The organism is Maribacter hydrothermalis (genome assembly GCF_001913155.1).
Classification (GTDB): Bacteria; Bacteroidota; Bacteroidia; order Flavobacteriales; family Flavobacteriaceae; genus Maribacter; species Maribacter hydrothermalis.
This window is the reverse complement of the sequence record NZ_CP018760.1, coordinates 1,510,932-1,526,941: the sequence shown is the minus strand read 5'-3', so window position 1 is coordinate 1,526,941 and position 16,010 is coordinate 1,510,932. Positions and strand designations below refer to the sequence as shown.

The following is a 16,010-nucleotide window of genomic DNA, read 5'->3' as shown; positions in this document are numbered from 1 at the left end:
CATGGAAATGGAATTTGATATGTAGTAACTAAGTGTCATCAATCATTCTTTATTAATAATAAAGCATCAAAAAACGAGAATCATGTTCAAAAACTATCTAAAAATCGCCTGGAGAAGCTTAAAGAAGCAAGCCTTTTTTACATTCCTAAATACATTCGGATTAGCCATAGGTATGGCAGGGGCATTAATAATTTCGCTTTATATCTACGACGAGCTTAGTTATGATAAAATGTTTGCCGATGCAGACCGTATTTATAGAATAGATACAGATATTAAGTTTGGCGGTGCAGAAACAAAATCTGGAGAATCTGCTCCACCAATGGCAGAAACCCTAAAAAGAGATTATGCACAGGTAGAAGCCTCGGTTCGTTTTAGAACTATAGGGAGTTCGTATGTAAAAAAAGTTGGAGGAGATAAAAGCGCCAAAGAAGACCGTATTACTTATGCCGATTCTACCTTTTTTGAATTCTTTGGAATAGAGTTATTGGCAGGGAACCCAAAAACAGCATTAACGGGAACGAACTCTTTAGTACTTACAAAATCTGCAGCCGAAAAACATTTTGGAACAACAGACGTAATTGGACAAAATTTACTTTTAGATAATACGGATACCTACACCGTAACAGGTGTTGTAGACGACATGCCCAAAAATAGCTATTTTAATGAATACAGTGTTTTCTTGGCAATGGCGGGTAATGAGGCATCAAGAGAAGAATTATGGGGTAGCAATAATTACTTTACGTTTATAAAATTAATACCGGGAGCAACGGCAGAAGACTTTCAAGAACCTTTACAAGGTATATTGGAAAGGTATATGTTACCATGGGCACAAAAGTATTTTCCAGGTATGACGGCAGAGTCCTTTGCAGCATCTGGTAATTATATCCGATATCATACATTACCGCTGACAGATATACATTTATATTCGGATAGAGTCAATGAAATGAATGCGACAAGTAGTATTCAAAACATATACATTCTTTCATTTATTGGGTTGTTCTTAATAATTCTGGCAAGTGTAAACTTTATGAACTTGTCAACGGCACATTCCTTAAAAAGAGCTAAAGAAGTGGGAGTTAGAAAAACCTTGGGTTCTAACAAAATGAATCTGGTTTTTCAATTTTTAACCGAATCGGGTTTAATAGCATTTGTTTCTCTAATAGCAGCTCTAATTATTACACTGATAGCATTGCCGTTTTTCAATAGTTTCACGGGTAAATCTATTGCAATTCCGTTTGCTCAGCCCATTTTCTGGCTAATATTATTGGCAGCCACATTAGTGCTTGGATTATTTTCAGGTAGCTATCCTGCATTTTTCATGTCCAGATTTACCCCGGTTAAAACTTTAAAAGGTAGTAGCGCAGAAAGTGTAGGTAACGGCAGGGTGCGTAATGCATTGGTTATATTTCAATTTTCAATTTCGGTATTTCTAATTGTAAGCACATTGGTGGTATTTCAGCAACTGAACTATATACAAAGCAAAGATTTAGGCTTTACAAAAGACCAGGTAGTATTAATAAATGAAATGGGTGCTTTAGGTTCTAAAACCAAAGCGTTTAAAGAACAAATTACCGATATGGCTAATGTTGAAAGCGCTACGTTGAGCAATTATTACCCAACACCATCTTGGCGTTCAGATACCTCTTATTTTCAAGAAGGTGCCAGGGACCAAGAAAGTGCTATACAAATGCAAGAATGGGCAGTAGATACCGATTACCTAAAAACCATGGAAATGGAATTGGTTGCAGGGCGTAATTTTAATCCGCAATATGCATCAGATTCTACGGCTATACTTATCAATGAAGCGACATTGCCTATTTTGAATATGTCCGCTGAAGAAGCGTTAGGTGTTCGAATTTCTGAAGAAATAGATCTAGAAAATCCTAGATACTATACTATAATTGGGGTAATCAAAGACTTTCATTATTCATCGTTACGTAATAATATTAGAGCGTTGGGCATGTCTTTGAATTCGGATGCCGAGAATATGGCGGTTCGCATTAGTGGTGGAGATTATGCAAATACTATTGCTGCTATTGAAAGCAGATGGAACGCCATGGCTCCAGGGCAACCGTTAGATTATCGTTTTATGGACGAAGCCTTCAATACCACCTACGAAGCCGAACAAAAACTGAGTCAGATATTTTTCATTTTTACTATGCTGTCCATTTTTATTGCTTGTTTGGGATTATTTGGATTAGCTGCCTTTAATGCCGAAAAACGAACAAAAGAAATCGGTGTTAGAAAAGTGTTGGGAGCTACTGTAAGTCAAATTTCATACAGACTTACGGTAGATTTCCTAAAATTGGTTGGGGTGGCAATTTTGGTGTCATTACCATTAGGCTGGTATGCTATGGACAAATGGTTAGAAGATTTTTCATACCGAATAGAAATTGGGATAGGCATTTTTGCACTTGCAGCAGTTTTGGCAATTGTTGTAGCAATTGTAACGGTAAGTTATCAAAGTATAAAAGCGGCAGTTGTAAATCCGGTGAAGAGTTTACGGTCAGAATAAACATCATCAAACTTCATCAATCAAAAAAGCAATATGTTAAAGAACTATATCAAAATAGCTTGGCGGAACTTATTGAAGAATAAGCAGCAAACAATAATTAATCTGTTAGGACTTACACTTGGTACTGTAAGTTGTTTAATTATTTTACTTTATGTGTTTGCACAGTTAGGCTATGATAAGCACCACAATGAGGCGGAATCTATTTATCGTGTAGAGACTATTATTGAGCGTAATGGTCAAGATGGATTTGATTCTGCAACTTCGTCACCACCAATTGCATTTGCACTTAAAGAAGATTTTGCTGAGGTAGAAGAGGCTACAAGAGTTGTTTTGACTGATGTATTTTACAGTACTTTAATTAGAGCTGCAAATAGTACAAATGCATACTACGAACCAAGGGTATATATGGCAGACTCAACCTTTTTTAAAGTTTTTGAGTTTAAGTTTTTAGAGGGTGATGTAAAAACTGCGTTAGATGAACCCAATGCGGTTGTATTGTCCTCTTATTTATCCGATAAATTATTTGGGAGTAAAAGTCCCTTAGGTGAAGCAATTATTTGGGGTAGTGGAGATGATGCGTTAACCCTTACCGTAAAGGGTGTGTATGATGAAACGGCATATAAATCGCATTTGAATCCAAATTACATTGTAAGTATGGGTACCCCGGGCATGGGTACGTTCGTACAAAATTTCCCAAGTTTTGCTACCAATAATTTTGTGTATAGTTATGTGAAGCTAACAGCTAATAGTAGTGGTTTAGGATTACAAAATAAAATGCCCCAATTTATGGAGGATAGGGGTGCACAAGATTTAAAAGATGCCGGTATGAGCAATAAGAGGCTTGAATTAAAAAAGGTGACGGACATTCATCTATATTCCGCTAGTAGAAAAAATCAGCTAGACCGTGTGTCAAGCAGTTCATATCTCTATTTTTTACTTAGTTTGGCCTTTTTTATACAGTTGGTGGCATGTATAAATTTTATTAATCTAAGTACGGCAAGAGCTAGTAAAAGAGCACGTGAAATTGGTGTTAGAAAAGTAGTTGGTGCAGGTAAGAATGCTTTAATGAGGCAGTTTTTAGGTGAATCACTACTACTTTCCATTTTCGCCATGCTCATTAGTATTCCTATTGTTTTTTTATTATTGCCGTTGGTCAATGATTTAACACAAGAAAGTTTAAGTTATGTAAACCTTTATCAGTGGCAAATTGTAGTTATTCTTATTTCCATAGGTGTGGTTACAGGCTTGGCATCTGGTATTTATCCTGCTATTGTTCTTTCTTCCATAAAACCTGTAAAAGCTTTAAAAAGTTCCGCAATTTTGCAATCGGGTAGTGGTACGTTTAGAAAAGTATTGGTGGTATTCCAGTTTGTAGTATCTATTAGTTTGGTTAGTACAGTTATCATTATTGGTCAGCAATTTAAGTATGCCCAAACAAAAGATTTGGGCTACCAAAAAGACAATCTTCTTGCATTGCGCATTGGAACCGAAGATGCATCTAGCAAGTTTGAATCTTTAAAAACATCTTTTTTAAATGTCCCGGGAGTTTTAAGTGTTTCAAGCGGAAATTATGCACCATCGGAAATAGTGTTGGCAGATAACGGGTTTTATTTACCTGGCGGAAATAAGGAAAGCAAAACGGTGGTTAAACGTAATGGTGTTAGTGATGGCTATTTTAATACAATGGGTATTGAGTTGTTGAAAGGAAGAGATTTTAATGTTGCCGATACCGTAGACCAGATTATTGTGAATGAAGCTACGCTAAAGGTTTTTAATATAGATATTGAAAAAGCTCTAAGTGTTACGTTGGTACAAAGTTATGGAGATGAAATAGACGAATTAAAAATTATTGGGGTTGTTAAAGATTATCATTTTGCTTCATTAAAAGAAGAGATTCAACCATTGTTTTTACATAAGGAGACTGAGCCTAATTGGTTGTTTATAAAAGTTAATACTGAAAACTATGGGCAATTACTTCAAAGTATAGAGCAGCAATGGAAGTCTACAATAAACAATATTCCATTTGATTATAGATTCGTAGATAAAGAAATAGATAAACTATATGAGGAAGAAAAACGATTAGGATTAATCTCTGTAGGATTTACCATTTTAGCGATATTCATAAGCTGTTTAGGTTTATTTGGGCTTATCTCGTTTGTGGCCGAGCAAAAGAAAAAAGAAATAGGCGTTCGTAAAGTATTGGGGGCCAGTGTGCAATCTGTGGTTAAATTATTGACAAAGAACTTTATAAAGCTAGTGCTGATAGCATTTGTAGTAGCATCCCCAATTGCTTATTATTTTATTTCTAGGTGGTTAGAAGGTTTCACATATCGCATAGAGATAAAATGGTGGGTTTTCTTAATAAGTGGTGCTTTTGCCTTAATGATTACCATTTTAACGGTAGGCCTACAATCATTAAAATCGGCAGTTGTAAATCCGGTGAAGAGTTTACGGTCAGAATAAGTATATCGCTGTTCTTAAATCATACATATTCATTTTAAGTTGATACTATGTTAGTGTAACAATCTGATTTTTAAACAGTCTTTGTAAATATATTGTACATCTTTTGTCAAAATATTTTACACTTCATAAATTAGGTTTTATTGTAAATAACTGATAAACAGTTGTTTGATAGTGTGGCATGGATTTGGTCTTAAATTTTAGGTCATCAATCATCAATTAGTTTTTGGCGAAAGCTAATCATCAATCAAAAAACGAATAATCATGTTTAAAAATTATTTAAAAATAGCTTGGCGGAATCTCTTAAAGAATAAGGGATATACCTTTATTAATGTTGGCGGACTTGCCTTAGGAATGGCAGTAACCTTAATCATAGGATTATGGATACAAGATGAGCTTTCCTATAATAGCTATTTTAAGAATAAAGATAGCTTAGCACAGGTTTTTCAATCACAAACTTTTAATGGAGAAACAGGTACAGGGCCTGCTATACCAAGACCATTGGAAAAAGGGTTACGCGATGGTTATGGCGACAATTTCAAGCATTTAATTATGTGTTCTTGGACCAATGACCATTATCTAAAATATGGTGAAAAAAGTATATCTAGACCAGGCAATTATATGCAGCAAGTGGGTCCAGAGATGTTTGGTTTAAACATTATAAATGGAGAAAAAGATGGGTTAAGGGAAATTAATTCCATTATGCTTTCTAAATCTACCGCAGATGCTTTGTTTGGTGCTGAAGACCCAATTGGCAAAACGGTAACGGTAAGTAACGAGCATAAGTTAAACGTAAGTGCTGTGTATAGCGATATACCTGTAAATAATTCTTTTAACGATACTGATTTTATAATTCCTTGGGAGCAATATCTAGCAAATAACGAGTGGATACGTAATGCAGAAGACCAATGGGGAAACAACTCCTTTCAAATGTTCGTGCAATTAGCAGACAATGTAACTTTTGATAAAGTAAATAATGCCATAAAAAATGTAAAGAAAGAACTTAATGAAAATACAGCTCAATTTAACCCGCAAGTATTTCTTTTCCCTATGGAAGAATGGTATTTACGCGGCAGTTTTGAAAATGGAGAGCAAGTAGGTGGCCGTATTAAGTATGTATGGCTATTTGGTGTAATAGGAGCTTTTGTACTACTGTTGGCGTGTATAAATTTTATGAATTTAAGTACAGCTAGGTCAGAGAAGCGGGGTAAAGAAGTAGGTATAAGAAAATCAATAGGTTCGCAGAGAGGACAGTTAATTTATCAGTTTTTAAGCGAATCTTTTATAGTTGTCTTATTTGCTTTCGTAGTTGCTATTCTACTAGTGCTACTTTCATTAAATGGCTTCAATGAACTTTCTAGGAAAGAGATTACATTTCCTTGGAATCATGGGGTTTTCTGGGGGGTTTCGTTAGTATTTATTTTATTTACTGCTTTGCTAGCAGGCAGTTACCCAGCATTATATCTTTCATCTTTTAAGCCGGTAGATGTTTTAAAAGGCACATTCAAGACCGGGAAATTTGCAGGTTTACCAAGAAAAATATTGGTTGTAGTTCAGTTTACGGTTTCCGTAGCATTTATAATTGGTACCGTGATCGTAATGCAGCAAATAAATTTTGCTAAGAATCGACCGGTGGGTTATGATAAAGAAGGTTTAATTCAGGTACCAACATTTAGTCAAGATTTTGTGGGTAAATATGATTTAATGCGAACGGAATTTTTGGGGTCTGGTGCAGTGGTAGAAATGTCAACATCTAGTAGTCCAACAACCCAAATATGGTCCAATAGAGGTGGTTTCACTTGGGAAGGAAAACCAGATGGATTTCAAGAAGATTTAGCTTGGACAGAAGTATCACTGGAGTATGCAAAATCGTTGAATCTTAAAATTGTAGAAGGCCGCGATTTTTCAAGGGATTTTGCTTCAGATTCTCTCGGAGTGCTCATCAACGAAACGGCAAAAAAATATTTGGGAATGGAAAATCCTGTTGGACAATTATTACGGGATGATGATGAGGAAGATCCCAATCCTCCTTTGAAGATTATTGGTGTGGTTCAAGATATGATTACACAATCTCCATACGAGCCAGTAAAGCAAGGGGTCTATGTATATGACAGGCAAGATAATGCCAGCTATTACAATTTACGATTGAACCCCAACCAAAGTGCTACGCAAAACATTACAACTATAGAAAACGTATTTAAAGAGCATTTTCCAGATATACCTTTTGAGTATGATTTTATAGATGGAGAGTATGGAGAAAAATTTGCATCGGAAGAACGTATAGGAACCCTTTCAGGAGTATTTACGGCACTTGCAATTCTAATTAGTTGTTTGGGATTATTTGGCCTAACCTCTTTTGTGGCAGAGCAGCGCAAGAAAGAGATAGGAGTTAGAAAAGTATTGGGAGCTTCTATTTTTAATGTATGGAACATGCTGTCTAAAGACTTTTTGAAATTGGTAATTATCTCTTGTTTTATAGCAGTGCCCATAGCCTATTTTGTTATGAACGGATGGTTACAAGAATATCCGTATAGAGTAATTCTAAAATGGTGGATTTTCGCGATAGCTATGGTGGGTGCAATGTTGGTAACAATTTTGACGGTAAGCTTCCAAGCTATAAAAGCAGCAAAAGCAAATCCTGTTAAGAGTTTGAGGACTGAATAAACTATGTCCATTGTTCCTTTATGCGCGGTAGAACGGGCAAGGTGTTCACTGTGTATGAGAAGACATAAAAAACAAAAATCATGTTTAAAAATTATATAAAAGTAGCTTGGCGTAATTTAATTCGAAATAAAAGTTTTTCGGTATTAAATATTGTAGGTCTTTCTATGGGCTTAACGGTTTTTACTTTAATAGTTCTATGGATAAATTTTGAATTAGGATTCGATAGGTTTCATGAGAATCAAGAGCGTATTTATGAAGTAAACAATCAATACGATGTTGAAGGCGAAATTTGGACTTGGAATTCTACTCCAAAAGCAATGGCACCAGCCATTAAAAAAGATTATCCAGAAGTAGAAAGGATATCAAGATACTTTTATGATACTCCTTTTTTATTTTCTGTAGATGAAAAAAGAATTAAAGCTACAGGTACAATAGTTGACCCAGATTTCTTGAATATTTTCAGTTTTCCTTTGGCAAAAGGTAACATTGAAAGTGTTTTAGGCGATGTGAATTCAGTAGTAATAACAGAGACCTTGGCAGAAAAGATTTTTGGAGAAAAAGACCCTATTGGAGAACTTGTTAAAATTGACAATTCAGATAGCTTTAAGGTTACTGGTGTTTTAAAAGATTTGCCTAATAATACAGATTTTACTTTTGAGTTTTTGGTACCGTGGGATTATTTAATTCAAAAAGACTGGGATGACGATAATTGGGGAAACAATTCTGTAGCAACGTATGTGAAACTTAAAGAGGGTGTTGATTTTGCTCAGTTTTCGGCAAAGATTAAGACTCTTCGTGAGAATTATGATAAAGATTCGCCAGATATGGAAACGTTATTATATCCATATTCAAGAACCTATTTATATGCAGAATTTGAAAATGGAAAAGAAATAGGTGGTAGAATAGATTCAATAAGAATATTTGGAATTATAGCAGCCATTATCTTACTAATTGCCTGTATAAATTTCATGAATTTAAGTACTGCTCGAAGTGAAAAAAGGGCAAAAGAAGTAGGGGTTAGGAAAGTATTGGGAGCTCCTAAAAAATATTTGATTTATCAATTCTTAGGTGAATCGATGCTAATTTCTACAATTGCAGCGGTACTTGCTTTTTTTGCAGTACTAATAATATTGCCATTCTTTAATAATTTAGTTGATAAAGATCTTTCATTAGATTTTACTAGTAAATGGTTTTGGCTTTCTTCATTAGGTATTGTTTTCTTTACAGGATTGTTAGCAGGTAGCTATCCGGCTTTATACTTATCTGCATTTAAGGCATCGACAGTTTTAAAAGGAACTTTTCAAAAAGGTAATACACTAATAACTCCAAGAAAAATACTTGTAGTAATTCAGTTTTCTGTAGCTATAATCCTAATTACGGCTACTATGATAATTAAACAACAATTAGACAAAGTTCAGAATAGGCAATTGGGTTATGCAAAGGATAAATTGATTTACACCTCTTTTGAGGGTGACATTGAAAAAAACTATGGTTTAATAAGAGCAGAACTTTTAAAATCTGGAGCTGCGACCTCTATAACTAAAACAAGTTCTCCTATAACAGAAAGTTGGAGCAATACTTGGGGGTTTAAATGGGAAGGAAAAAATGAAAACGATAAAACTATTGTATTAAGAATGATTTCAGATGAAGCCATTGTTAAAACTATTGGATTGGAACTTGTGGCTGGGCGCGATCTAAATCTACAAAAATTCCCAACAGATTCTACGGCGGCAATTTTAAATGAATCTGCTGTGGCATTAATGGGATTTAAAGACCCAATTGGGCAAATTATAAAGGATAATGGGATAGATTGGCATGTAATTGGTGTAGTAAAAGATTTTGTGTTTAATTCTCCTTTTCAAAAGATAGAACCATTAGTAATAGAAGGTGCAAAAGGCTGGTTTAATGTTATGCACATGAAATTGAATAATGCAAATACCACTTCAGATAATTTGGCCCTTGTCGAGAATGTTTTTAAAACCTATAATCCCGAGTATCCTTTCAATTTTGAGTTTGTTGATGATGAGTATGCTAAGAAATTTAGTGACCAACAAATAACAGGCAAGCTAGCAGGACTTTTTACTTTATTAACCATATTGATTTCTTGTTTAGGCTTATTTGGTTTAGCTAGTTACATGGCAGAAAATAGAATTAAAGAAGTCGGTATTCGTAAGGTTTTAGGTGCTTCAGTAGGCACAATTGTAACATTGCTATCAAAAGACTTTCTAAAACTTGTTGGCCTTTCCATCTTAATAGCAATACCTATTTCTTGGTACTATATGTCTAACTGGTTAGAAGATTTTGCATTTAGAGTTTCTATTTCTTGGTGGGTGTTCGTAATTGCTGGGGTACTAACACTAATAATTGCGCTTGTAACTGTAAGCTTCCAAGCTATAAAAGCAGCAAAAGCAAACCCGGTGAAGAGTTTAAGGACAGAGTAAAATCTATAGTGCTGTCCCTTTGAGCGCAATTGAGAGGTTAGTAGTTATCGACTATGCTCAAAAAGACAAAAAATAAAAAACATCAATCATGATAAAGAATTATATAAAAATAGCTTGGCGAAACTTAGTTAAAGACAAGCTGAATACGGGTTTAAATGTAATAGGGTTATCTGTTGCATTTGCAGTTGCCATATTGTTAGGTATGGCAGCAATGTACCAACTTTCGTTTGATGGTTTTCATGAAAACGGAGATGCTATTTATAAGATTGTAAAAACGCAGCAAACACCAAAAGGGCCACTAGCAGGTACGGTTCATCCTGCTCCATTTGCGCCATCTTTGGCAACAGAGGTACCCGGAGTAAAGCGTATAACAAGGTATTTACAAAATGGAGCCATTGCAATACAAGGTGATAGGGAAATTGATATGAATATTGTATGGGTAGACAAAGATTTCTTTTCCATATTTAGTTTTCCAATAATCAGTGGGGACCAGAATGCACCAATTGGCGATTTGTCTTCTGTTGTATTAACTGAAAAAGCGGCAAAAAATTTATTCGGCTCAGTAGATGTAATAGGAAGAACATTTAATCTTTTAATAAATGGAAATGAAAAACCCTTTACAGTTAGTGCAATAGCTAAAAATAATGTCCCAGAAACCAATTTAGAATTTGAAATGGCCATCCGTTTCGAGAGTCATCAAGACTATTTAAAGCATAAAGAACAGTGGGATTCCCAATACCATGATGTATATGTAGAATTGCAAGAGGGCGTTTCATCGGTAAGTTTTGAAAAAAGTAGTGAGTCGTTTATGGATTTACACTATGAGAAAGCTATTGGTATGTTAAAAAGAGACGGAGCATCTGCAGATATCAATGGCCGATATATGAATATAGAATTGGTACCATTAGTAGATGTTCATTTTGCGAGTTTTAAAAATGGATTTGTAGAGGTGAGTCGAAGCTTACCCTATCTTATATTAGGTATTGCCTTTTTAATTTTATTCATTGCTTGTGTTAATTATATAAATATGAGCATTGCCAAATCTGCCAAAAGATTAAAAGAAATAGGCATGCGAAAAACATTAGGCGCACATAAAAAGCAACTTTTTTTTCAATTTTGGAGCGAAAGTCTTTTCGTTTTTCTAGTATCAATATGTATTGGGGTCTTATTGAGTTTTGCGTTTGTAAATGAGTTTAAAACAACTTTCAATACAAACCTTAATTCCGATTTACTTTTGAAGCCATCTTTTTTAATTGGTTTATTGGGTATTGTAATACTTATAACAATTTTTGTTGGTGGTTACCCAGCATTATTAATGAGCCGTTTGGGTACCATACAATCCTTAAAAGGTAAACTAGAATCCACCGGGAGTAATAACGTAAGAGATGTTCTTATGGTCTTTCAATTTGGTATCGCTATTCTTTTAATTACGGGCACTTTGGTGCTATGGGGTCAAATAGATTATATGCGAAATAAAGATTTAGGATATGATAAGGAACAGGTGGTTTCTTTTCCATTGAATGGTAAAAGAAATAGTAATGATGCGGTAGAATTACTTAGAGCTGAATTGAAAGGTAATCCAGATATTATTTCAATTAGTGGAGCAGATAATAATTTAGGTCTGGGAATAGATGGTAGTAGGTCATCAAGCAAAATAGGTTTCGAATTTGAAGGTCGCGCAGTGACTACTAATTTTCTGGTAGTAGACCATGAATTTGTTCATACGTTGGGCATTGATTTGGTTCTGGGACGAAATTTTGAAAGTGCTTCAGATAGTTTAGTGGTAGTAATAAATGAATCTATGGCAAAGGAATTGGGTGTAGAGGATGTATTGTCTGCACAATTGGAGATAGAAGATGGAGTATATTTTCCTGTTCTTGGCGTTGTAAAAGACTATAATTTCAATGATTTGGATAGAGCAATTGAGCCAATTACATTTTTGATAAGTAGAGAATGGGGAATTACGTATGCATATGCTAAGGTTTCACCAAATAATATGGCCAATTCTTTCGAAACTCTAGAAAAAACTTGGAAAAAATTAGAGCCCAATGCAGAATTTTTAGGTTCCTTTTTAGATGAGAATATTGACAGAACATTTAATAGGGAAAAAACAACGGCCAAAATGATTTCAAGTGGTTCTGTATTAGCTATAATTTTAAGTTGTATGGGACTTTTTGCCATGTCCTTATTAATTGTGTCTCAACGAACCAAAGAAATAGGCATTAGAAAAGTAGTGGGTGCTAGTGTTGGATCTATTACCTATATATTAACTAAAGATTTCTTGAAACTGGTTTTGGTAGCCTTTCTTATAGCTTCGCCCATTGCGTGGTGGCTAATGAGAGAATGGTTGCAGAACTATGCGTACAGAATAGATTTAAGTGTATGGTTTTTTGTTGCCGCAGGTACTATTGCAGTATTAATTGCAATACTTACCATTGGCACGAGAACTATTAAAGCTGCAAGAGCAAACCCAGTTAAGAGTTTAAGAACGGAGTAAAACTATCTTGTTATGTTGCGTAATTATTTAAAAATTGCTTTTAGAAATATAGTAAAGAATAAAATGTTTTCATTAATAAACATTTTAGGATTGTCTATAGGGCTTAGCGCAGCTTTTGTGATAGGTGCAATGGTTTTTTATGACCTTACTTTTGATAAGTTTCATCCCGATGGCGATAGAATTTACAGGGTTACTACTTCTTTTAAAAGTCCTGAAGGGGATTTTTATAATGCTGGGGTAACAGTTCCTTTGGCACAAGCCCTCAAAGATTTAAACATGCAAGAATTGGAAACAGTAGCTCCTTTTTTTACAACGTACCCTTTGCATGTAGAAAATCAAGAAACAGGTGTTCGGTTTAAAAATCCAGAATTCGTAATCTATACAGAATCATCGTATTTCAAAACATTTAAATATGATTGGCTAGCGGGCGATTTAAATAGTGCTTTAGAAGAACCGAACAATGTAGTATTATCAGAAAATAGAGCAAGAAAGTACTTTCCTAACCACGAGTTAGACCAAATTATAGGTAAATCGGTGGTATATAACGATACCATACCAACAACTATTTCAGGTATCGTTGCTGGTTTTGATGAACGTACGGATATTGTTTTCGAAGAGTTTATTTCACTAAAAACAGCTGCTAATCAAGATATGACAAATGCTGTGAATGAAGCAAGTTGGAACAATACCAACTCCGCGTCTCAATTATTCATTAAACTAGAGCAAAAAACAAATTCAACAAAAGTTCAGGAGACACTCACGCAAATTGCAAAAGAGCATGATGATGAAGAAATGATTGCCATTGGGAGAAGCAACACATATAGCATGCAACCGTTATCTGATATTCATTTAAATCCAGATTACGGCACATTCGATTTTGATGATAGCCGCACAACCTTATCCGCCTTAAAAAGTTTGCTATTATTGGCTTCTATTTTATTGATATTGGGCTGTATCAATTTCATAAATTTAAATACTGCACAGGCTATTAAACGAGCTAAGGAAATTGGAATTAGAAAGACTTTGGGGAGTTCAAGGTCACAATTAATTATTCAATATTTAGGGGAAACATTTTTATTGACCTTGGCCGCGGCAACGCTTTCTTTTTTTCTCTCTAAATGGTTACTCCTTTTTTTTGCTGATTTTATTCCATCAGGACTCACTTTTGAGCTTTTTTGGAATCCTTGGGTTTTGTTGGGTATATTAATGCTTCTTTTAGTAGTAACCATTTTATCAGGATTTTATCCCGCTTTGGTAATGTCTAAATATAGACCTGTAGCAGTATTAAAGCAACAAGTTTCCCCTAGTTCAGATAAAGGTACATTAAGAAAATATTTAACGGTATTCCAATTCGTAATTGCCCAGGTATTTATTATTGCTACGCTAATGGTAGGGAAGCAGTTGAATTATATTATGAAAAAAGACATGGGCTTTAAGACAGAAGCCATTACGTATTTACGAACTCCTTGGCGAGATACGTCGGCTGTAAAGCGAGCAAGATTTGTGAGTAAAATGCAAGAATTACCGGGTGTTTCCGATGTTGTTTTAGCTGGAAATCCGCCTGCATCATTTTCAACTATGTTTATGAACGCATTGTTTGTAGACGGGGACAAAGAAGTGAATTCAGATTTGCAATTAATGTATGGGAATGCCCACTATTTTGATTTGTACAATTTAAAGTTGGTAGCTGGCCGTATGCCTCTTAATGACTCTATCCAGGAATACGTGGTAAATAAGTCGTATTTAAAGGTGTTGGGAATCAATAACCCGGCAGATGTAGTGGGGAAGCATATAAAATCAAATAATGAAAAACTACCAATTGTTGGGGTAATGGAAGATTTTAACCAACATTCTTTAAAATACGGAGTGTCGCCTATGGCATTTACAGGTGGTTCGTATACAGGAAAATGGACACAATTTAGAACCATTCATTTTAAAATGAATAGTACGGATACAAGTAGTTGGCCAAACACGATTTCAAGCGTAGAAAAAATATGGAAAGAGTTGTATCCAGAATCCGATTTTGAGTATAGTTTTATGGATGATACTGTAAAAAAGTTTTATGAAAGCGAGCAAAAAACAGCTATCCTTTTGCAATGGGCAACTGGCTTGGCCATTTTAATAAGTTGTTTGGGGTTACTAGGTTTAGTAATACATACAACTGAACGCAGAACAAAAGAAATAGGTATTCGTAAAATATTAGGTGCAAACGTATTTCAACTTAACTTTCTTTTGTCAAAAGATTTTTTAAAATTAGTACTTATTGCTTTTGTTATAGCCGCTCCAATAGCATGGTACGGACTCGAAACATGGTTGCAAGAATTTGCAAACAAAACTGAAATTAATTGGTGGATTTTTATTTTAAGCGGGGTTTCTATGGTAATTATTTCCCTCCTAATTATGACGATAAAAACAATAAATTCAGCAAATAGTAACCCTATAAAAAGCCTAAGAACAGAATAGTAATCTAGATTTCAGCCAACTAACACACTATTTCACTAACAAACTAATTCACTAAATAAGATGTTATTACAATTAAGAAATATTTTTAAATGGGTACAGCAAGGCGGTCAACGTGTTTTCTTGTTGAAGGATATTAATCTGGAAGTGCAAGAAGGCGAATTTATATCTATTATGGGTCCGTCTGGTTCTGGTAAATCTACATTGTTGAATGTTATTGGAATGTTAGATACGTTTGATGAAGGCGAGTATGATTTCTTAAGTGAATCGGTTCATACCTTAAAAGAGAAATATCGTTCCAATTTATATAAGGAATATATAGGTTTTGTTTTTCAATCGTATCATTTGTTAGATGATTTAACGGTAGAGGAAAACTTAGAAATGCCTTTGTTGTATAAGAAAGTAAAAGGTTCTGAACGAAAAGCTTTAGTTGCAGATATGTTGGATAGATTTAATATTGTAGGGAAAAAAGATTTGTTCCCGACACAATTAAGCGGCGGTCAGCAACAGTTGGTAGGTGTTGCCAGGGCATTAATCGGAAAGCCAAAATTAATTCTAGCAGATGAACCTACTGGAAATCTAAACTCACAGCAAAGTGAAGATATTATGCAGCTTTTTCAAAAATTAAATAAAGAAGAAGGTGTCACTATTATTCAAGTTACACACTCCGAAAAGAATGCGGAATATGGTTCACGAATCATCAACCTTTTAGACGGAAGAAAGATTTAGTCTTAATGCGCTTTAAATTTCTACAGAATGTCATTTCGAGCGCAGTCGAGAACTCATAAGTTAGAATGTGAGTTCGAATGGAATATTAGAATGTCAGTTCGAGTGCCCATTATTTAATTTTTTAATAGAATATGGGTGTATTGAGAACCTTTTTAAAACAAATAGTTCCCGACTAAAAAAATGCAATATTCCATCAACCATCAACCATCAACCATCAACCATCAACCATCAACCATCAACCATC

General features: G+C 34.7%; 7 protein-coding genes. All 7 read left to right on the top strand.

Translation table 11 applies throughout. The features are described 5' to 3' along the window. Positions 1-82 precede the first annotated feature (82 nt). The 7 genes from BTR34_RS06460 to BTR34_RS06430 all read left to right on the top strand — a co-directional run bounded on the left by BTR34_RS06460 (position 83) and on the right by BTR34_RS06430 (position 15,766). Positions 83-2,515, top strand: coding sequence for an ABC transporter permease (locus tag BTR34_RS06460; RefSeq protein WP_068485235.1), 2,433 nt, complete (start codon positions 83-85; stop codon positions 2,513-2,515). Between the two features lie 33 nt (positions 2,516-2,548). Further along, positions 2,549-4,978: an ABC transporter permease gene (locus tag BTR34_RS06455; protein WP_068485234.1), complete on the top strand. Its 2,430-nt coding sequence runs from the start codon at positions 2,549-2,551 to the stop codon at positions 4,976-4,978. 261 nt (positions 4,979-5,239) lie between these two features. Then, complete coding sequence (locus tag BTR34_RS06450; protein WP_068485233.1) at positions 5,240-7,639, top strand: ABC transporter permease; 2,400 nt, start codon at positions 5,240-5,242, stop codon at positions 7,637-7,639. Between the two features lie 80 nt (positions 7,640-7,719). Continuing rightward, positions 7,720-10,080 (top strand): ABC transporter permease, encoded by a 2,361-nt coding sequence (locus BTR34_RS06445; protein ID WP_068485232.1) that lies wholly within the window; start codon positions 7,720-7,722, stop codon positions 10,078-10,080. Between the two features lie 88 nt (positions 10,081-10,168). Next, the gene (locus BTR34_RS06440; protein ID WP_068485231.1) at positions 10,169-12,577 is read left to right on the top strand and encodes an FtsX-like permease family protein; all 2,409 of its coding nucleotides are present in this window, start codon (positions 10,169-10,171) and stop codon (positions 12,575-12,577) included. Positions 12,578-12,589: 12 nt separating this feature from the next. Next, positions 12,590-15,040 carry an ABC transporter permease gene (locus tag BTR34_RS06435; protein WP_068485230.1) on the top strand — a complete coding sequence of 817 codons (2,451 nt, stop codon included), beginning with the start codon at positions 12,590-12,592 and terminating at the stop codon, positions 15,038-15,040. Between the two features lie 60 nt (positions 15,041-15,100). Beyond that, positions 15,101-15,766: an ABC transporter ATP-binding protein gene (locus BTR34_RS06430; protein ID WP_068485229.1), complete on the top strand. Its 666-nt coding sequence runs from the start codon at positions 15,101-15,103 to the stop codon at positions 15,764-15,766. The last annotated feature ends 244 nt before the right edge of the window (positions 15,767-16,010 follow it).